This window comes from Lelliottia nimipressuralis (assembly GCF_041464075.1).
Classification (GTDB): domain Bacteria; phylum Pseudomonadota; class Gammaproteobacteria; order Enterobacterales; family Enterobacteriaceae; genus Enterobacter; species Enterobacter nimipressuralis.
Genome location: NZ_CP167172.1, coordinates 2,938,134 through 2,958,932, shown reverse-complemented (window position 1 = coordinate 2,958,932; position 20,799 = coordinate 2,938,134). Strand labels below are relative to the sequence as shown.

The 20,799-nt window shown below is 59.3% G+C and carries 15 protein-coding genes; 6 read left to right on the top strand and 9 right to left on the bottom strand.

The features are described 5' to 3' along the window. The first annotated feature begins 212 nt into the window (after positions 1-212). Genes ACB496_RS14185 through ACB496_RS14160 form a run of 6 tightly spaced genes read left to right on the top strand, consistent with a single transcriptional unit; the run spans position 213 to position 6,571 of the window. The gene (locus ACB496_RS14185; protein ID WP_100779583.1) at positions 213-1,367 is read left to right on the top strand and encodes a mandelate racemase family protein; all 1,155 of its coding nucleotides are present in this window, start codon (positions 213-215) and stop codon (positions 1,365-1,367) included. A 33-nt stretch (positions 1,368-1,400) separates the two neighbouring features. Continuing rightward, positions 1,401-3,017, top strand: coding sequence for an ABC transporter substrate-binding protein (locus ACB496_RS14180; RefSeq protein WP_371972890.1), 1,617 nt, complete (start codon positions 1,401-1,403; stop codon positions 3,015-3,017). Further along, positions 3,014-4,051, top strand: a complete 1,038-nt coding sequence (locus ACB496_RS14175; protein WP_107703253.1) for an ABC transporter permease — start codon at positions 3,014-3,016, stop codon at positions 4,049-4,051. The genes ACB496_RS14180 and ACB496_RS14175 overlap by 4 nt, the downstream gene beginning before the upstream one ends. Then, complete coding sequence (locus ACB496_RS14170; RefSeq protein ID WP_100779586.1) at positions 4,048-4,953, top strand: ABC transporter permease; 906 nt, start codon at positions 4,048-4,050, stop codon at positions 4,951-4,953. Before ACB496_RS14175 ends, ACB496_RS14170 begins: the two co-directional genes overlap by 4 nt. Further along, on the top strand, positions 4,925-5,788 hold the full coding sequence (locus tag ACB496_RS14165; protein ID WP_371972889.1) for an ABC transporter ATP-binding protein: 864 nt from the start codon (positions 4,925-4,927) through the stop codon (positions 5,786-5,788). Before ACB496_RS14170 ends, ACB496_RS14165 begins: the two co-directional genes overlap by 29 nt. 9 nt (positions 5,789-5,797) lie before the next feature. Then, entirely contained in the window at positions 5,798-6,571 is a 774-nt protein-coding gene (locus tag ACB496_RS14160) for an ABC transporter ATP-binding protein (RefSeq protein ID WP_102104106.1), read from the top strand. An 87-nt stretch (positions 6,572-6,658) separates the two neighbouring features. On the opposite strand, the gene yegS is transcribed toward ACB496_RS14160, so the two are convergent. The 9 genes from yegS to ACB496_RS14115 all read right to left on the bottom strand — a co-directional run bounded on the left by yegS (position 6,659) and on the right by ACB496_RS14115 (position 20,780). Next, the gene (gene yegS / locus ACB496_RS14155; protein ID WP_371972888.1) at positions 6,659-7,558 is read right to left on the bottom strand and encodes a lipid kinase YegS; all 900 of its coding nucleotides are present in this window, start codon (positions 7,556-7,558) and stop codon (positions 6,659-6,661) included. Between the two features lie 251 nt (positions 7,559-7,809). Then, positions 7,810-9,171, bottom strand: coding sequence for a tRNA 5-hydroxyuridine modification protein YegQ (gene yegQ, locus ACB496_RS14150; protein ID WP_100779590.1), 1,362 nt, complete (start codon positions 9,169-9,171; stop codon positions 7,810-7,812). 153 nt (positions 9,172-9,324) lie between these two features. Next, a complete protein-coding gene (locus ACB496_RS14145) occupies positions 9,325-9,657 on the bottom strand; it encodes a YegP family protein (RefSeq protein ID WP_100779591.1) in 333 nt (110 codons plus the stop codon). A 140-nt stretch (positions 9,658-9,797) separates the two neighbouring features. After that, positions 9,798-10,520 carry a two-component system response regulator BaeR gene (gene baeR, locus ACB496_RS14140; protein WP_100779592.1) on the bottom strand — a complete coding sequence of 241 codons (723 nt, stop codon included), beginning with the start codon at positions 10,518-10,520 and terminating at the stop codon, positions 9,798-9,800. Then, positions 10,517-11,920, bottom strand: a complete 1,404-nt coding sequence (gene baeS / locus ACB496_RS14135; RefSeq protein WP_100779593.1) for a two-component system sensor histidine kinase BaeS — start codon at positions 11,918-11,920, stop codon at positions 10,517-10,519. Before baeS ends, baeR begins: the two co-directional genes overlap by 4 nt. Further along, positions 11,917-13,332, bottom strand: coding sequence for an MFS transporter (locus ACB496_RS14130; protein ID WP_371972887.1), 1,416 nt, complete (start codon positions 13,330-13,332; stop codon positions 11,917-11,919). Before ACB496_RS14130 ends, baeS begins: the two co-directional genes overlap by 4 nt. Beyond that, entirely contained in the window at positions 13,333-16,410 is a 3,078-nt protein-coding gene (mdtC, locus tag ACB496_RS14125; protein ID WP_100779595.1) for a multidrug efflux RND transporter permease subunit MdtC, read from the bottom strand. Further along, entirely contained in the window at positions 16,411-19,533 is a 3,123-nt protein-coding gene (locus tag ACB496_RS14120) for an MdtB/MuxB family multidrug efflux RND transporter permease subunit (RefSeq protein WP_371972886.1), read from the bottom strand. Continuing rightward, the gene (locus tag ACB496_RS14115; RefSeq protein WP_102104101.1) at positions 19,533-20,780 is read right to left on the bottom strand and encodes an MdtA/MuxA family multidrug efflux RND transporter periplasmic adaptor subunit; all 1,248 of its coding nucleotides are present in this window, start codon (positions 20,778-20,780) and stop codon (positions 19,533-19,535) included. The genes ACB496_RS14120 and ACB496_RS14115 overlap by 1 nt, the downstream gene beginning before the upstream one ends. Positions 20,781-20,799 lie beyond the last annotated feature (19 nt).

Here is a 20,799-nt window from a genome sequence, read left to right as displayed (position 1 = left end):
CATTTCAGTCAAACCCTTATCCCGATCAACTTCACACTTCCCCTCTCTTTTGTGAAAACTGTCACTCCTCACCGTGCATATGCCCAATAAATGGTCGATGCTTAGCGGAATTTGTCTAAGGCAGCGGACGAATTTTGCGCTTAAAGTTACTTTCGAAACAGCTTTTCAAATTACGAAGTCGCTCTGAACCTCTGTTGTTTTAAGGACTGATAATGAAAATTGAATCTGTAAACGTCACCGTCTTCCAGTACCCGACGCGCCGGGTCTCCGACAGCGCCGGGCACTCGCACCCTGGCCCGGAAAGTATGGCCAAAATGGCGATGCTCTCGATCACGGCAGACGATGGCACCAAAGGGTACTCTTTCGCGCCGCCGGAAGTGGTGCGTCCCTTTGTGGTCAATACCTTCTTTCGCAAAGTGCTGGTCGGCCAGGATGCATTCAATCGCGAGAAAATCTGGCAGGAGCTGGCGCACTGGCAGCGCGGGAGCGCGCACCAGCTCACCGAGCGCGCGCTTGGGTTCGTCGAGCAGGCGCTGTGGGATCTGATTGGTCGCAAACTGAATATGCCGGTCTGGAAACTGCTTGGCGGCTATCGCGATAAAGTTCCGGCCTACGGCAGTACCATGTGTGGCGACGATTTGCCAGGCGGCCTGTCGACGCCGGATGAGTACGCGAGCTTCGCTGAAACCCTGGTGGCGCGCGGATACAAAGCCATCAAACTTCACACCTGGATGCCGCCCGTCTCGTTTGCGCCGAACCCGAAAATGGACGTCAAAGCCTGCGCCGCCGTGCGTGAAGCGGTCGGGCCGGATATCGATCTGATGATCGACGGCTATCACTGGTACAGCCGTACTGAAGCGTTGTACATCGGCAAAGAACTGGAAAAACTCAACTTCGCCTGGTTCGAAGAGCCGATGGAAGAGGAGAGCATGGCCTCCTACGCCTGGCTTGCGGAAAACCTGTCGATCCCGATTATCGGCCCGGAAAGCCTGGGCGGAAAACACCACAGCCGCGCCGACTGGGTGAAAGCGGGGGCGTGCGACATTCTGCGCGCGGGCGCTAACGGCGTGGGCGGGATATCACCGACGCTGAAAGTAGCGAACCTCGCGGAGTCCTTCGGCATGGACTGTGAAGTGCACGGTAACGGCGCGGCAAGCCTCGCGGTGATCGGCGCCATTAAAAACTGCCGCTGGTATGAGCGCGGCCTGCTGCACCCGTTCCTTGATTACGACCAACCGGCGGCGTATCTCCACAGCCTGGTCGATCCGATGGATGAACACGGCATGGTCAGCCTGCCGAATCGCCCTGGACTCGGCGAAGACATTAATTTTGCGTATATCGAAGCCAATATCGTCAGCCACGACTGACACATAAAAACGTACCCTACAGGCGATATATACATGAAACAAACTCCGCTGTGCAGAGCGTGTGTACTCGCGCTCTCGCTGATGATGGGGTGCGGTGCGGCGTACGCGAAAACGCCGCCCGACCAGCTCATCATCGGCATGAACATGAACAACCTGCTGACCCTCGACCCGGCGGCGATGACCGGCAACGAAGTGGTTGGCATCGTGGTGAATCTCTACGATTCGCTGGTGGAGCTGGATCCGAACGAACTCACCCACGTCAGGCCCGCGCTGGCGAAATCCTGGGATATTGCGCCAGACGGCAAAACCCTGACTTTCCATCTGCGCGATAACGTCAAATTCCACTCGGGCAACCCGCTCACGGCGCAGGATGTGGTGTGGTCGATGCGCCGTTTGCTGCACCTCAATCTGGCGCAGGCATCCGTCTGGAAATCCTACGGCTTTTCGAAGAAAAACATCGACCAGCAAATCCGCGCCACCGACGACTACACCGTGCAGATCGTGCTGCCCAAGCCTAACGATCCGCAGCTGGTGATTTATTCTCTCGGGGCGCTCGGCAATCTGGGCGTGCTCGACAGCAAAACGGTGCAGTCCCATGAGGTGAATAACGACTGGGGTAACCGCTGGCTGACCACCAACGAGGCCGGTTCTGGCCCGTTTATGCTGGAAACCTGGCAGGCGAAAGATGTGCTGCGCATGCAGCGCAACCCGCACTACTGGCGCGATGAACCGAAAATGAACCGCGTCGTGCTGCGCCACTTCCAGGAATCACAAACCCTGCGCCTGATGATTGAGAAAGGCGATCTGGATATTGCCAGTAACATGGCGGTATCGGATATCAACGCCCTGCGCAAAGACCCCCAGCTTACGGTTGAAGCCGTGCAGAAGGGGACAGTCTATTACGTGGCGATGAGCATGAAAGAGGCGCACTTCGCCAACCCGAAAGTGCGCGAAGCGGTGCGCTATCTGATTGATTATCAGGGCATCAACAAAGCCCTGATGCCGGGCTACGGTGTGCTGCATCAGCGCCCAATCAAAGCCGGTATGCCGTCGACGCTCCCTGATCCGGGCTACCGGCTGGATATTCCGCGCGCCAAAAAGCTGCTGGCAGAGGCGGGCTATCCGGAAGGTTTCGACACCACCCTGCGCGTGCTGGCGGATCAGCCGTTCCTCAATATTGCCATCGCGGTGCAGTCGACGCTGATGCAGGCGGGGATCAACGCCAAAATCATCACCGGTACCGGCAATCAGATCTATGGCGCCATGCGCGAGCGTAAGTTCGACATGCTGGTCGGGCGCGGCGGGAGCGGCGTCGAACCGCACCCGCACTCCAGCCTGCGTGCGCTGGTCTATAACCCGGACAACAGCGACGAAGCGCGGCTCACCAACTTCCAGGGCTGGCGCACCAGTTTCTACGACAAACCGCTGAACGAGATGATCGACAAAGCGCTGCTGGAGCGCGATCCGCAGAAGCAAGTGGCGGATTATCAGCAAATCCAGGTGCGCTACGACGAACTCATTCCGGCGATGGTCCCGCTGTCGCAGATGGTGGATTCCGTTGTCGTGCGTAATGAAGTGAAAAACTTCCAGTCGCACCCGTCGGCCACCACTTTCCTGCGTGAAGTCTACAAAACCGGAGGTGAAAAATGAGCGTCGCGATCCTCTCTCCCGGCTCCCGGACCCGCCGTTTCTCAAAGCGACTGACGCAGGTGCTGGTGACGCTGTTTGGCCTGCTGCTGCTGACGTTCTTCATTGGCCGCGTGATGCCGGTCGATCCGGTGCTGGCGATTGTCGGCCCGGATGCCGACCACAGCACCTATCAGCAGGTGTATCACCAGTTGGGCTTCGACCAGTCGTTGCTGACGCAGTTTGGCATCTATCTGAACAACCTGCTGCACGGCGATCTGGGTAACGCGCTGCTGACGGGCAAACCGGTCACAGACGATATTCTGCGCGTCTTCCCGGCAACGCTGGAGCTGGCGACGATGGCCATTATCGTCGGCGCGGGGTTAGGCATTCCGCTTGGCGTGCTGGCGGCGGCGCGTCGCAACAGTCTTTCCGATTACGTGGTGCGCATTATCAGCCTGGCGGGCTACTCCACGCCGATCTTTTGGGTCGGGATGATGGGGCTGCTGCTGTTCTACGCCTGGCTCGGCTGGGTGGGCGGCGCGGGACGGCTCGATTTAGGGCTGGACGGTATTGTGCCTCGTCGGACCGGGCTTATGACCATCGATGCGCTGCTGGCCGGAAACAGCGCCGTGTTCTGGAATGCGATCAACCACCTGGTCTTGCCCGCGTCGTTACTGGGCTTCCATTCGCTGGCCTACATCAGCCGCATGACGCGCAGCTTTATGCTGGCGCAGCTCTCCCAGGAGTTCATCATCACCGCGCGGGTGAAAGGCTTAACCGAGCGTCAGGTGATCTGGAATCACGCGTTTCGCAATATTCTGGTACAGCTCTTAACCGTCGTGGCGCTGGCCTACGGCTCGCTGCTGGAAGGGGCGGTGCTGATCGAAACCGTCTTCTCCTGGCCGGGCTTTGGTTCCTATCTCACCGGCAGCCTGCTGCTCGGCGACATGAATGCGGTGATGGGCTGTGTGCTGCTGGTGGGGCTGATCTTCGTGATGCTCAACCTGCTCTCCGACATGCTGTATCAACTCTTTGACCCGAGGACGAAATCATGACCGTTTCTCTGGATACGCCGCTGGGGGCGCGCAACAGCGAAAGCCGCCAGCGTATTAAACGCACCCTGAATCGGGCGGGCGGTTTTGTCGGCAAGATGGCGCGTAATCCGCTGACCGCCATCGGCGGCGGAATTGTTCTGCTGCTGCTGATCGTGGCCGCCTTTGCGCCGCTGATTGCGCCCTACAACCCGCTGGTGCAGGACCTCAACAATGCGCTGGTCGCGCCGAATGCGCAGCACTGGTTCGGCACCGACGAGTTTGGCCGCGATATTTTCAGCCGCCTTGTGTACGGCTCGCGTATCACGCTCTATATCGTGCTGCTGGTGTCGGTCACCGTCGGGCCGCTCGGCTTGCTGCTGGGCGTCACCGCCGGGTATTTCGGTGGCAAAGTGGATGCGGTGCTGATGCGGGTGACGGATATCTTTATCTCGTTCCCGAGCCTGGTGCTGGCGCTGGCATTCGTGGCGGCGCTCGGTCCGGGGCTGGAGCACGTGGTGATTGCCATTACGCTCACCGCATGGCCGCCGATAGCGCGCCTGGCGCGTGCGGAAACGCTCTCTCTGCGTCAGGCCGATTTTATCTCGGCGGTACGCCTGCAGGGCGCGTCTCCCGTCCGCGTGCTGTGGCGTCATATCGTGCCGCTGTGTCTGCCGTCGGTGATTATCCGTATCACCATGAACATGGCGGGGATCATCCTGACCGCTGCCGGTCTGGGTTTCCTCGGCCTGGGCGCGCAGCCGCCGGAGCCGGAGTGGGGCGCGATGATCTCCAGCGGGCGCACCTACATGATGGAGTGCTGGTGGGTAGTGACTATTCCGGGGCTGGCGATTCTGATCAACAGCCTGGCGTTCAACTTCTTAGGAGATGGCCTTCGTGACATCCTCGATCCTCGCAGCGAATAACGCTCCACTGCTCGATGTGCGCGATCTGCACGTCGATTTTATCAACGGCGGCGCGGTGACCCATGCCGTGCGCGGCGTCTCCTTCCAGCTCGGACGCGAAAAGCTGGCGATTGTCGGCGAGTCCGGCTCAGGGAAATCCACCGTCGGGCGCGCGCTTTTGCGTCTGCACCCGGCAAAAGCGCGCATCAGCGCAACCAGGATGCAGTTTGGCGATATCGATCTGCGCAGCGTCAGCGAGGCGCAAATGCGCGGCATTCGCGGTAAGCGCATCTCAATGATCATGCAGGACCCGAAATACTCTCTCAATCCGGTCGTCTGTGTCGGCGATCAGATCGCCGAAGCCTGGCTGACGCACCATCCGAGGCGCAAAGCCGAGGCCAAAGCCAAAGTGCTGGAGATGCTCGACGTGGTGCGCATTCGCCAGCCGGAGCGGGTCTATCACCTCTATCCGCATGAAATTTCCGGCGGACAGGGGCAACGCATCATGATCGCCATGATGCTGATCACCGATCCCGAGCTTGTGATCGCCGATGAACCGACCTCCGCACTGGACGTCTCTGTGCGTTTGCAGGTGCTGGGATTGTTGGACGATCTGGTGAAATCCCGCGGCCTAGGGCTGATTTTTATCAGCCACGATATCAACCTGGTGCGCAGTTTCTGTGACCGTGTGCTGGTGATGTATGCCGGTCGGGTGGTGGAATCCATCGCCGCCTGCGATCTGCACAAGGCGCAGCATCCTTATACCCAGGGGTTAATCAGCGCCCTGCCGGAACTTAACCACCGCCGTCCGGTGCTGCCGGTATTGCAGCGTCAGGCCAGCTGGCTTACGGAGTAAGGAGCAGAGATGATCGAGATTAACAACCTCAACCTGGCCTTTGGCGAGGGTGAAAAGCGCAATCAGGTGCTGAGCGATGTGAATATTCACGTCGGCGAAGGGGAAATTTACGGGCTGGTGGGGGAGTCGGGTTCCGGCAAAACCACGGTGCTGAAATGTCTGGCCGGGCTGTTCACCCACTGGGACGGCGAACTTGCCATTGACGGGAAACCGCTGGGGCGAAAGATTAACGCTGAGCGTTGCCGCCGCGTGCAGATGGTCTTTCAGGACCCGTACGGCTCGCTGCATCCGCGTCATACTATCGGCGATATTCTGGAAGAGCCGCTGCAAATCCACGGCATTCAGGATCGCGACCGACGTATCCACGGTTTGCTGGATAAAGTGGGGCTGAACCGGGCGTTTCGCGATCGCTATCCGCATCAGCTGTCCGGTGGACAGCGTCAGCGCGTGGCCATCGCCAGAGCACTGATTCTGGAGCCGCAGGTGTTGCTGCTGGATGAACCGACGTCGGCGCTGGACGTGTCAGTGCAAGCGGAGATCCTTAATTTACTGGCGGAACTCCAGCGCGAATCGAATCTCACCTATTTAATGGTGACGCACGATCTGGGCGTGATTGCGCACCTGTGCCAGAAAGTGGCGGTGATGCAGTACGGCAAGATTCTGGAGACCCTGAGCGTGGATGAACTGGTCGCCGGAAACGCCAAAACCGACTATACGCGGATGCTGGTCAATGCCAGCCAGCAGTACAGCCGGGAGATGGCGCGCGAGGTGGCGGCGTATTGAGTGGCGTGGGTGCCGGGTGGTAGCTGCACCTTTGCGGGCCTACGGGTGTGCAGGCTCGTGCAAGCGATGCGCCGCCAGGCAAAACGATCACCGCAGAAGCGCGCAATCCGGCGGCAAACGGCACTCCAGCGCACCGGGAAGCAGGGAAATACGGAAATGTTCCCCGCTGAGCGGCTCGCCGTCGAGATTAAAGGTCATGCCGTGTGGGGCGATAATTTCAAACCACGCGGACTGTCCGTCGAGCACATTCGGGCTCTCTTCCGGACGGGTCAGTGTGGTGAACAGGGCAGGCAGCATGCCGTCGCTGGTAAAGATACGCAGCTGTAACAGCCCATCGTTGATCAACGCGTCCGGACACAGCTGCTGTCCGCCGCCCGCCTGACGCCCGTTTCCGATGCCGATCACCAGCGCATCGCCCTGCCAGTGGAAGTTTTCTCCGTTAATTTCGCAACGATCGGGCTTGAGCATATCCATGCGCATCAGACCGTGAATCAGATACGACACACCGCCAAGAGCGGCTTTCAGTTTTTCCGGCGTTTCGCTGGTAATGCGCGTACCAAATCCGCCCGTCGCCATATTGATAAAACAGGTTTTATCGTTCACCTGGGCAATATCTACTGCTGCCGGTTTCCCGACAATAGCCAGCTGGAGCGCCTTTTCCAGCGTCTCCGGAATGCCTGCGCTGGTGGCGAAATCATTGGCGGTACCGAGTGGTAAAATGCCCATCACCGGACGCTGAGCACTATCGTGTTCAATCAGCGCCGTCGCGACTTCGTTAATGGTGCCATCGCCGCCCCCGGCGATCACCGTCGCCACCCCAAGCCGACAGGCTTCGTCGATATACCGCGCGGCATCGCCTTTTTCCCAGGTCACGCGAACGTGAATGTTCGCGCCAGTATCACGCAGGTCGGCAATCGCCTGGCGCAGAAGGTCGTTGCCTGCGCTTTTGCCGTTGAGGATCAATAAACTATCCGGATATGTCGCCATTCAGCGTTGCTCCCTTTTTTAGCACTAACAAGAGTGTATCCCAGCGAGGGAAAAAGCGGGTAAGAACAGGATGAAAGGGCAAAAAATAAGCCTGCGTAAGGGAGATTACGCAGGCTAAGGAGGTGGTTCCTGGTACAGCTAGCATTTATGGGTTATGTTTTTCAGCGCAGGGGATAATACCCGTATTGAACGAAGCGGTATGTGATCCGATTCTAAGAATTATCCCATGCTGAAAAAATCCCGACAGTTGACTATTTACTGTGCGGATTACGGGTGCTTTCGCCAGCAAAATTGCGCATCAGCAGCGCGTATTCCAGCTCCACCTCTTCCGGTACCGGCAGCCACACGGTGTGACCATCCCCAGGGGCGACGGTGATTGCTTCACCTTTGCCGTTTTCCAGATGCTCCAGCGTGAAGTTGATATTGCCCTGCGGGGTCATCAGCTCCAGGCTGTCGCCTTTGGTGAATTTGTTCTTCACTGCCACTGCCGCCAGCGGGCCTTTGCGCGCGCCGGTAAAGTCGCCGACAAACTGCTGGCGCTCGGAGATGGAGTAGCCGTGCTCGTAGTTCTGATAATCGTCATGAGTATGACGACGCAGGAAGCCTTCGGTGTAGCCGCGATGGGCCAGGCCTTCCAGGGTTTCCAGCAGGCTGGTATCAAACGGTTTTCCCGCTGCGGCGTCGTCGATGGCTTTTCGGTATACCTGTGCGGTACGGGCGCAGTAGTAGTAAGACTTGGTGCGGCCTTCGATTTTCAGCGAGTGCACGCCCATCTGCGTCAGACGCTCGACGTGCGCAATCGCGCGCAGGTCTTTGGAGTTCATGATGTAGGTGCCGTGTTCGTCTTCAAACGCCGTCATGTATTCGCCCGGACGTTTGGCCTCTTCAATCATAAACACGCTGTCGGTTGGTGCGCCCACGCCCAGGGTCGGCTCCACGGTTTTCACCGGAATCGGTTCATGCTTGTGCACGATGTTGCCCACATCATCTTCTTTCCCTTCCTGGACGTTATATTCCCAGCGGCAGGCGTTGGTGCAGGTTCCCTGGTTCGGGTCGCGCTTGTTGATGTAACCGGAGAGCAGGCAGCGGCCAGAGTAGGCCATGCACAGGGCGCCGTGAACGAAGATTTCGAGTTCCATTTCCGGCACCTGGGTGCGGATCTCTTCGATCTCTTCAAGAGAGAGTTCGCGCGACAGAATCACACGCGTCAGGCCCATCTGTTTCCAGAATTTGACCGTCGCCCAGTTGACGGCGTTGGCCTGCACGGAAAGATGGATATCCATCTCCGGGAAATTCTCACGCACCAGCATGATTAAACCGGGATCGGACATAATCAGCGCATCAGGACCCATTTCCACAACCGGCTTCAGATCGCGAATAAACGTTTTCAGCTTGGCGTTGTGCGGCGCGATGTTCACGACCACGTAAAATTTCTTGCCCAGGGCATGCGCTTCGTTGATGCCGAGCTGCAAATTCTCGTGGTTGAATTCGTTATTACGCACGCGCAGAGAGTAACGCGGCTGGCCCGCATACACCGCATCGGCACCGTAAGCGAAAGCGTAACGCATATTCTGCAGCGTTCCCGCCGGGGAAAGGAGTTCTGGTTTAAACATGTTTGTTCTCGTTCTGATGACAGGTCAGATCCGCGTGCACCCGGTGCAGCGGTAAGGGGAGATCCCCTACTTTAAGGGCGGGCATTGTAGCGCTGCGGGGGAGGGAGGTAAAGCGCCGGTTGGCTGCAAAGCCTGCCCGGCGGGTCTGGCGGGTCAGGTTAAATCTTTCACCGTCTGGCTGGTGCCATTATTTTTCACCGAGGCGATACCACTTTCACGTGTCTGCTCGGAAGCATAAAGCTGGCTTGAACCGATCACCTGGTGGTTTGCCGCCTTCAGGTTGAAGTGATATTTCCCGTTGGTCGCCGTTTTTTTCTCATAGCGCTCGTCGTGCGGGCTATTGGTACGCACGGAGGCAATGCCGTTTTCTGCTGCGGATTTTGTAGTGTACAGCTCACTGGTGAGGATAATTTCTCCGTTTCCTGCTTTCAGAACAAACCTGAACTGCCCGTCACTGCTTTTGCTTAGTTCGAACCAACCAGCCATAAAACACTCCTTGAGGAAAGTTAACGAGAAACAGGCGACAGCTAAACGCACCGACAAGAAGAGTATGGATGATAATGTGAGACTTTCTAGTGAAGAAAAACCCGCCAGCAGGCGGGTCAGATTTGATGGGGGAAATTCTTTTACGCAATCCGACAGGCATCCGCCTCCCAGCGATACCCCACGCCGTACACCGCGCGGATAAACGACTGATCGGCGTCGAGCGCTTCCAGTTTACGGCGCAGGTTCTTGATATGGCTGTCTATGGTGCGGTCCGTCACCACGCGGTAATCGTCATAGAGATGATTCAGCAGCTGTTCGCGGGAGAACACTTTCCCCGGCTCGTGAGAGAGGGTTTTCAGCAAGCGGAATTCCGCCGGCGTCAGGTCCAGCAGTTTGCTGCGCCAGCTTGCCTGGAAGCGGCTCTCATCGACAATCAGCGGGCTTTCGGCGTCGAGCACCTGTAGTTCGCGCTGTGGACGGCAGCGGCGCAGAATCGTTTTCACGCGGGCGACCACTTCACGCGGGCTGTAGGGTTTGCAGATGTAATCATCGGCACCGATTTCCAGCCCCAGCAGGCGATCGATCTCTTCGATTTTCGCCGTCACCATCACAATCGGTACGTCGGAAAAACGGCGGATTTCGCGGCACAGCGTCAGGCCGTCGGTGCCAGGGAGCATGAGATCAAGCAGGATCAGATGCGGCGGCGTCTGGCGCACATAGGGCAGCACCTGATCGCCGTGATTAATCAGCGTGGGGGCATAGCTTGCCGCGCGTAAATAGTCGATCAATAACTGCCCAAGCTTAGGCTCGTCCTCCACGATCAGAATACGCGGCGTGTTTTCGTCAATGGGTAACTCAGTCATACTTCTCTCGATAAATCGCGTTCCAGCGGTAACTCTACTGTAATGCTAACCCCGCCAAAAGGCGAATGGGCGGCGCGGATAGTGCCGCCGTGCGCCTCGACGATGTTAACGCAAATCGCCAGCCCCAGACCCGAACCGCCGCTGGCACGGTTGCGGGAACCTTCGGTGCGGTAAAAGCGCTCGAACAGTTTCTCCAGCTGCGCGTCCTGCACTCCCGGCGCGGAATCGGCAAAGGTGAGGGCGAAACGCCCGTCTTCGACGCGGCCAGAAATGCGCAGTGCGCCGCCGCCGTCCGTATAGCGCAGACTGTTTTCCAGCAGGTTATTAAACAGCTGCATCAGACGGTCAGGATCGCCGAAGACCACGGCGCTATCCGGCAGGGAGAGTTCAATTTTCAGATTCCGGCTGGCGAAGCGTTCGCGGAACGCACCGCTGACCACTTCCAGGATATTGATCACATCGACAGGCGCTTTTTGATAGGCCAGCGCGCCCTCATCGGACATGGAAAGCTGATGCAGATCGTCCACCAGCTTGGTGAGGGTGCCCACTTCTGCCTGTAACGAGGTGACGGACTCAGGCGTAAACTGGCGCACGCCGTCCTGAATGGCTTCCAGTTCACCGCGCAGCACCGCCAGCGGCGTGCGCAGCTCGTGGGAAATATCGGCCATAAAATCGCGGCGCATCTGCTGGTTTTTCTCAAGCGTACTGGCGAGCTGGTTGAAGTCCTGCGCCAGTTTGCCCAGCTCGTCCTGGCTACGGGTATCCACGCGGGTGGTAAAGTCTCCTGCCGCCAGCTTGTGCGTGCCTTCCACCAGCCGTTTGACGGGGGCCAGCAGGCCGCGCGCCAGCGGGAATGTCGCCAGTGCCGCAAGCAGGGTGGAGAGGGCGACAATCAGCCAACTGGTCTGGCGTTGCTGGCGATCAAAGTTGATATCCGTGTTGCGCGTCAGCCGTTCGACCGGAGAGGCGATCACCCAACCGACAGTGGCACCGTTAAACATAATGGCCCGCCGCGTGCCGTCTGGTGGAACCGGCGCGCGAGGCCCGACCAGCACGTATTTATCCTGGTCGATCACCCAGAACTGTGTGCGCCAGCCGTGTGGCGGCATCCCCGGCCCCGGGCGATCGTCGTCGTTATCGTGCTCAAGCGATTTGAGGATCTGGAACACAAAACGGTCGTTATTGCGCAGGAAACGCCAGTTGCCGTGCAGGGCATACTGATCGGCCAGCGCGTCGCTCAAGCCCTGCAGTCGCTGTTCGTTTCCGCGCTTAATGTAGTCGATAAAACCCCGTTCGAAGCTGACCCGCACGGCCCAGTGCATGGTGATGAGCAGCACGATACAGGTGGCGAAAATCGCCAGAAACAGTTTTCCAGTAATGCCGGGGCGCCAGAATTTCATGACTCACTCCTTTTACGTCGGCTGATGACGACGTTCTTGCTGGTATCATCCGGGACCCGGGCGAAAATTAAGGCGGGCAGGGCGATAATCACTGCCATGCTGAGATAGGTGTAAAGGAAGACCTGATGCGCGCCGGCGGTATCAGCGCCCAGATGATGCTGACCGTACATGCCGAGCAGCAGGCCCGCGACGGTCACGCCCACGCTCATGGAGAGCTGCATGATCATCGACAGCAAACTGTTGCCGCTGCTCGCCAGTTCGTCGGGCAGATCCTTCAGCGTCAGAGTGTTCATCGACGAGAAACGCGTGGAGTTAATCACCCCCTGGAAGAACAGCACCAGCGGCAGGGCGTAGTACCAGCCCATCAGCGCCACGGCCATAAACAGCAGGCTGATCAGCGCCAGTCCCAGCGTTGCGGCGACCAGCACCCGGCGATAGCCAAAGCGGTTAACCACCTGCACCACAATGCGTTTCATGCCCATGCTGCCTAGCACCATCGGGATCATCATCAAACCGGCGTGGAACGGCGAAAAGCCCAGTCCGATCTGCAGGAACACCGGCGTCATAAACGGCAACATGCCGCTGCCAAGACGCCCGGCGAAGCTGCCGAGCAGCCCGAGGCTGAAGGTGTGATTGCGAAACAGCGACAGGCTGAACAGCGCCTGGTCGTTATCCCTGGCGTGCCACAGATACCACAGCACCGACAGAACGCCGATAGTCACCAGCAGCGCCAGCGTCAGGGTGGAAATCCCCAGCCCTTTTTGCCCGTCCAGCGCCAGGGTCAGCGTCGCCATGCCCGCTGCCAGCAGCACAAAGCCGAAGAGATCAAAGCGCCGCGTCTGCATTTTGTAGTTCGGCATCAGCCACAGCGTGGCGATCGCGCCGACAACCCCGACCGGAAGATTAATCAGGAAAATCCAGTGCCAGGAGGCGTACTCCACCAGAATCCCGCCGAGGGCAGGGCCGAGCAATGGCCCGACCTGGCCGGGCAGCGTCACGAAGGTCATCGCCGCCATATACTGCTCGCGCGGCACAATTTTCATCACCGTCAGTCTGCCGACGGGCACCATCATCGCTCCGCCGACGCCCTGCAACACGCGCGCCATCACCAGCTCGTTCAGCGTGTCGGCCTGCGCGCAAAACAGCGAACCGAGGGTGAACAGAATAATGGCGGTGAAGAAGATATTGCGCACCCCAACTTTGTCCGCCAGCCAGCCGCTGGCGGGCAGCATCACCGCCACCGTCAGCACATAGGAGACGATGACCATGTGCATATGCAGCGGACTCTCCCCCAGGCTTTTCGCCATCGAGGGGAGGGCGGTGTTAACAATGGTGGTATCCAGCGACTGCATAAAGAAGCCGAAGGCGACAATCCACAGTTGCCAGCGAACATTGTTGGGCAGATCAGTCATTTACTCGCTTACCGTTTCTCTGTTTTTACGTGAAAAACGCACCCGCAGGCGGTCGAAGAACAGGTACACCACCGGTGTGGTATAGAGCGTCAACAGCTGGCTCATCACCAGCCCGCCGACAATGGTGATCCCCAGCGGCTGGCGCAGTTCAGAGCCATCACCGCCGGAAATCACCAGCGGCAGTGCGCCAAACAGCGCCGCCAGCGTGGTCATCATAATCGGGCGGAAGCGCAGCAGGCAGGCCTGGAAAATGGCGTCCTGCGGCGACATATTGCCGTTGCGCTGCGCGTCGAGGGCGAAATCGACCATCATGATCGCGTTTTTCTTCACTATGCCTATTAATAGCATGATCCCGATAAGCGCAATGAGGCTAAAGGGTGCGCCGAATAACTCCAGCGCCAGCAGCGCGCCGACGCCCGCCGACGGCAGAGTGGAGAGGATCGTCAGCGGATGGACGTAGCTTTCGTACAGAATGCCGAGCACGATATAGACCGTCGCAATCGCCGCCAGAATCAAAATCACCTGAGAGTTCATCGTCTCCTGAAACACCTGCGCGGTGCCTGCAAAGCTGCCGCGCACGGTCGACGGCACGCCAAGCTGGGTCATGGCGCGGTTGATCGCATCGCTCGCCTCAGAAAGCGACGAGCCGGTTGGCAGGTTAAATGACACCGTTGACGCCGCCGACAGCCCCTGATGGTTTACCGACAGCGGCGCGTTGGCGGGCTGCCAGCTGGCGAAGTAGGAGAGGGGGATCGATTTACCGTCGTTGTTGATAACGTACATCTTATCCAGCGCGCTGATGTCCTGGGTGTAGCGCGGATCGACTTCCATCACCACTTTGTACTGGTTCATCGGCTGGTAGATAGTGGAAATCTGGCGCTGACCAAAGGCGTTGTTGAGCAAACTGTTGGCCGCTTCAACGTTAATGCCGAGCCGCGCCATGGTTTCGCGGTCATAGGTCAGGTTCATCTCCGCGCCGTTATCCTGCTGGTCCGAGTTCACATCGGCCAGCTCCGGCAGGGCCGCCAGCGCTTTGCGGATTTTCGGCTCCCACTCGCGCAGGGCGGCCAGATCGTCTGACAAAAGGGTGTACTGATAGCTGGCGTTGGCCTGACGCCCACCGACGCGGATATCCTGAACGGCCATCAAAAACAGATTCGCGCCCGGTTCTTTGGCGAGCTTCACGCGCAGGCGGTCAATCACCTGCTGCGCCGTTTCGTTGCGCTCGCCGCGTGCTTTCAGGGTGATAAACATCATCCCGCTGTTAACGCGCGAACCGCCGGTAAAGCCCGTCACGTTATCGACGGCGGGATCTTCCCGGATGATCTTCATGAAATCCTGCAGCTTCACGCGCATCGCCTGGAATGAAATGCTCTGATCCGCCTGAATCCCGCCCATCAGCACGCCTGTGTCCTGCTCGGGGAAAAAGGTTTTCGGAATGCTGATGTACATCCAGACGTTGAGCGCGATGGTGCCCACCAGCACAAAACCGACGATTCGCGTATGGTTCAGCACCCATTTCAGTGACTTGCCGTAACCCTCCTGCATCGCCACCAGCAGGCGGCCAACGCCTTTTTTACGCGGCTGGGAATGGGGCTTGCTGCGCTTAAGCATCCAGCCGCACATCATCGGCGTCAGGGTCAGGGAGATCACCAGCGAAATACCTATGGCGACAGAAAGCGTGACGGCGAACTCGCGCAATAACCGCCCCGGCAGTCCGCCCATCAGCAGCAGCGGCAGGAATACCGCAACCAGCGACAGGCTCATGGAGAGCACCGTAAAGCCCACTTCCCGCGTCCCCTGAAGCGCGGCCTGCAACGGTTTCATCCCCGCTTCCAGATGGCGCGAAATATTTTCCAGCACCACGATGGCGTCATCGACCACGAATCCGGTGGCGATAGTCAGGGCCATCAGCGACAGGTTGTTAAGACTAAATCCGCACAGGTACATGGCGGCGAAGGTGCCAATCAGCGATACGGGCACCGCTACGGCAGGGATCAGCGTCGCACGACCGGAGCGCAGGAACAGGAACACCACCAGGATAACCAGCCCGACGGAGATAATCAGCGTCTGCTCGACCTCTTCCAGCGAGGCGCGGATGGTCGGGGAGCGATCCTGGGCGATTTGAAGATCGATCGCCGCCGGAATCGTCTCCTGCAATTCCGGCAGGCGTTCACGAATGCTGTTCACCGTCTGGATGATATTGGCTTCCGGCAGTTTGCGGATCATCAGCAAAATCGCCGGTTTAGCGTTCGTCATCCCGGCGTTACGCACGTCCTGCACCGAGTCGGTGACACTGGCCACATCGCTTAAACGCACCGCCGCGCCGTTGTTGTAATGAATAATCAGCGGCTGATATTCCGCCGCGGTTTTTAGCTCGTCGTTGGTCTGGATCTGCCAGCGATGGCTGCTGTCCTCAATCGCCCCCTGCGGCCTGCGCACGTTGGCATTGCTGATGGCGCTGCGCACATCATCCAGCGAGACACCCTGGTTAAACAGCGCTTCCGGGTTCAGGCCCACGCGTACCGCGGGCAGGGAGCTACCGCCGACATCGACGTCGCCGACGCCGTCGATCTGGGCGATGGTCTGCGCCAGCTGCGTCGAGGCGAAATCGTAGAGTTCGCCCTGAGAGTAGGTGTCGGATGTCAGCGTCAGAATCATAATCGGCGCATCGGACGGGTTGGCTTTGCGATAGGTCGGCCGGCTCGGCATGCCGCTGGGCAGCAGGCTTTGCGCGGCGTTGATGGCGGCCTGTACGTCGCGGGCGGCGCCATTGATATCGCGGTCAAAGTTGAATTCCAGAATGATTCGCGTGCTGCCGAGGGAACTGCTGGAGGTCATTTCACTGACGCCCGCAATGCGCCCGAGAGAGCGCTCAAGCGGCGTGGCCACCGACGAGGCCATCGTTTCTGGCGACGCGCCGGGCAGGGAGGCGCTGATCATGATCACCGGGAAATCCACCTGCGGCAGCGGGGCCACCGGCAGCAGCCGGAAGCCGAGCACGCCGCACAGGGTGATGGCGAGGGAGATCAAAATCGTTGCCACCGGGCGGTAAATGAAGAGGGCGAAAAACTTCACTTACGCCTCCTCTTCACGTTTCGGGAAGCGCGCTTTGAGCCTCAGCGCCAGACTGTCAAACAGCAGGTAAATCACCGGCGTGGTGAACAGCGTCAGCACCTGGCTTACCAGCAAACCGCCGACCATACCGATCCCCAGCGGACGGCGCAATTCCGCACCGACGCCGGTACTGAGCATCAGCGGCAGTGCGCCAAGCAGGGCGGCCATGGTGGTCATCAGGATCGGGCGAAAACGCAGCAGGCAGGCCTGGAAAATGGCCTCGCGCGGGGCCATGCCCTGCTCGCGCTCGGCGGCAAGGGCGAAGTCGATCATCATGATGGCGTTTTTCTTGACGATGCCGATCAGCAAAATAATGCCGATAATCGCGATCACATCCAGCTCACTGCCCGACAGCATCAGCGCCAGCAGCGCGCCCACGCCCGCCGTGGGCAGGGTGGAGAGGATCGTCACCGGATGGATAAAGCTCTCGTACAGTACGCCGAGCACGATATACATCGCCACCACCGCCGCCACGATAAGCCAGATGGTGTTCCCGAGTGCGGCCTGGAACGCCAGGGTGCTGCCCTGGAACTGGGTCTGGATATCCGTCGGGAAGCTGAGGGTTTTCTCGGCGTTGAGAATAGACTCCACCGCTTCCCCGAGGGAGTAATTGTCCGGCACGTTAAACGAAATGGTGGTGGACGGGAACTGGTCGAGATGGTTGATGGAGAGCGGCGTAAAGCGCTGCTCGACGGTGGCAATTGCGTTCAGCGGCACCATCCCGCCGTCTTTACTGGTCAGGCGAATCGAATCCAGCGCCGCAAGGCCCGGCGTCTGTTCAGTGTTGTGCTCCAGCACCACGCGATACTGGTTGGCCTGGGTGTAAATCGTGGAGATCAGGCGCTGGCCGAAGGCGTTGTACAGCGCGTTATCCACATCGGCCATGGAAATGCCCAGACGGCTGGCGGTGTCACGGTTAACGTTGACGTAGGCCGCCAGCCCCTGATCCTGCCAGTCGCTGCTCACGTCCGACAGCTGCGGCAGTTCCTGGAGCTTACTGACCAGTTGCGGAACCCAGGTGCTAAGCGCCTCCAGGCTGGTGGCCTGCAGGGTGAACTGGTACTGGGTGCGGCTGACGGTGGTATCGATGGTCAAATCCTGAGTCGGCTGGAGATACAGCTCGACGCCTGGCACTCTTGCCACCGCAGTTTGCAGCCGTTCGATCACGGTATTCACGCGATCGTCGCGGTCGTCCAGCGGTTTGAGATTGATCTGCAGGCGAGCGCTGTTCAGCGACGGATTGGTGCCGTCGACGCCGACAAACGACGTCAGGCTCTCGACCGCCGGATCTTTCATGATCACCTCGGATACCTGCTGCTGGCGCTGGGCCATGCTGGCGAAGGAGACGGACTGCGGTGCCTGCAGCGTACCCTGAATAATGCCGTTATCCTGAATCGGGAAGAAGCCTTTCGGGATCATCACCCACAGCAGCACGCTCAGGGCCAGCGTTCCCAGCGCGACGCTCAACGTCGCCCACGGGTGATTGAGCACTTTGGTCAGCATTCGGCCATAGGCCGCAATCACGCGTTCAAACAGGCGCTCGGAGGCGCGAGAAAAACGGTTTTGCTTGCGCAGGGACTCCGCGCTCAGCATGCGGGCGCACATCATCGGCGTCAGCGTCAGGGAGACCACGGCGGAGATGAGAATCGCCACTGCCAGAGTGACGGCAAATTCGCGGAACAGACGGCCAACGATATCGCCCATAAACAGCAGCGGGATCAGTACCGCAATCAGCGAGAAAGTGAGGGAGATAATGGTAAAGCCGATCTCGCCTGCGCCTTTTAGCGCTGCGGCCAGCGGCTTCTCGCCTTTTTCGATATAGCGCGAAATGTTCTCGATGACCACGATTGCATCATCGACCACGAACCCGGTGGCGATGGTGAGCGCCATCAGGGTGAGGTTGTTGATGGAGAAATCGAGGAACACCATCACCGCAAAGGTCCCGACCAGCGACAGCGGAACGGCGACGGCAGGGATAATGGTCGCTGGAACGTTACGCAGGAAGACGTAAATAATCATCACCACCAGCGCAATCGCCAGCATTAGCTCGAACTGAGTGTCGCTGACGGAGGCGCGGATATTGGTGGTGCGATCCGACAGGACCTTGACGCTCACCGATTTCGGCAGGCTTTCGATCAGCTGCGGCAACATGGTGCGAATGCTGTCGGCGGTGTCGATAATGTTCGCGCCCGGCTGGCGCTGGACGTTCATCACGATCGCCTGCTGTTTGTTGGCCCATGCGCCGAGCCAGCTGTTTTCTGCGCCTTGCTCTACGGTTGCCACATCGCCGAGGCGAATGGGGGCGCCGTTCTGGTAAGCTACAATCAACTGACGATACTCGTCGGCGGACTGCATCTGGTCGTTAGCCGAGAGCGTGACGGCGCGCGTTGGGCCGTCCAGCGAGCCTTTTGCCGAGTTGACGTTGGCGCTGCTGATGGCGGAGCGGATGGTTTCACTGGTCAATCCGAGGGCGGCAATCGCCTGGGCGTTCAGTTTCACGCGCACGGCCGGACGCTGACCACCGGAGAGTGTGACCAGCCCGACGCCGGAGACCTGGGAGATTTTCTGCGCCACGCGCGTTTCCACCATATCTTCCACCTGTGTCATCGGCATGGCGGAGGAGGTGACGGCGAGGGTCATGATCGGCGGATCCGCCGGATTGACCTTGCTGTAAACCGGTGGATTGGGCAGGTCGGAGGGCAGCAGATTGGTGGCTGCGTTAATCGCCGCCTGCACTTCCTGCTCGGCCACGTCGAGAGGCAGGGTGAGCTGGAACTGTAGCGTCACCACCGATGCGCCGCCGGAGCTTTGCGATGACATCTGTTTCAGGCCCGACATTTGCCCAAACTGGCGCTCCAGCGGGGCAGTGATCGCCGACGTCACCACATCCGGGCTGGCGCCAGGATAGAGGGTGATGACCTGAATCGTTGGGTAATCCACTTCGGGCAGGGCCGACACGGGCAGGAAGCGATAGCCGATAATCCCTGCCAGCAGGATCGCCACCATCAGCAGCGTGGTGGCGACGGGGCGTAAAATGAACAGGCGTGATGGCCCACCTGTGGAGCTGGGTGGCAATACCTGCATCAGGACGCCGCTCCCTGTTTCACGTGTTCACGTTTAGCCGGTTTTTCGCTGGTGGCCGTATCCGTGTGTGCTTCAACGACTTCGACTTTGGCCCCTTCGGTCAGACGGTCGATCCCGTCCGTCACCACACGATCGCCTGCGGAAAGGCCCGCGCTGATGACGACCGTCTGGCTGTCCTGAATGCCCGGTTTCACCAGATGTTTGCTGACTTTATTGTCACTGTTCAGTACCCAAACAAAGTTGCCTTCGTTGCCCATCTGCAGCGCCGCCGTTGGGATCACCACCGCATTCTCTTCGGTAGCGACCAGCATGCGCGCGTTGACGAACTGGTTCGGGAACAGGGCGTCATCCTGATTGGTAAAGCGGGCTTTAAGCTTGATGGTGCCGGTGGTGGTATCGATCTGGTTATCCAGGCTCAGCAGTTGGCCGTCGCTCAGCTTGGCTTTGTTCGCACGATCCCAGGCTTCTACCGCCAGGGTCTGGCCGTTTTTTTGCGCCTGAACGACGGTGGCGATTTCGCTTTCCGGCAGGGTGAAGACGAGATCAATCGGATGCGTTTGGGTGAGCACCACGATGCCGGTGGTGTCGCCGCTGGAGATCTGGTTGCCGATATCGACCTGTTTCAGGCCGACGCGTCCGTCAATCGGCGCGGTAATGCGACTCCAGTCGAGTTGCAACTGTGCGCTGGCAACGGCGGCTTCATCCGCTTTAATGGTGCCCTGGGCTTCGCTCACCAGCGACTGCTGCGTGTCCAGCTCCTGACGGGAAACGAGGTTGGTTTTCACCAGTTGCTGATAACGCGCCAGATCGCGCTGGGCGTTGGCAAGCGTTGCTTTATCTTTGGCGAGCTGGCCTTGCGCCTGCGCGAGCGCCACTTTGAACTGACTCGGATCGATTTCAGCCAGCAGATCGCCAGCTTTGACCTGTTGGCCTTCCTGGAAGTGGATCGCCATCAGCTGTCCATCGACGCGGCTGCGCACGGTTACTGTGTTTGCAGCGGTGACCGTCCCAAGACCGGTGAGATAACGAGGAACCGATTTGCTGACGGCGGTCGCGGCCTGTACCGGGGCAAGCGCGCCACCGCGCATGCCGTGGCGTCCACCGCCCGCAGGGCGTTGCGTCTGGCCGTTAGCGCCTGCCGGAGCGGCACTCTGCGCCGATTGATTGTGCCAGTACCACGCGGCGGCAAGGGCCACCACAATGACACCGGCGGCAATTGCCCAGCGGAATTTTTTGCTGCCTTTCATCGTTATACGTTCTCTTCCT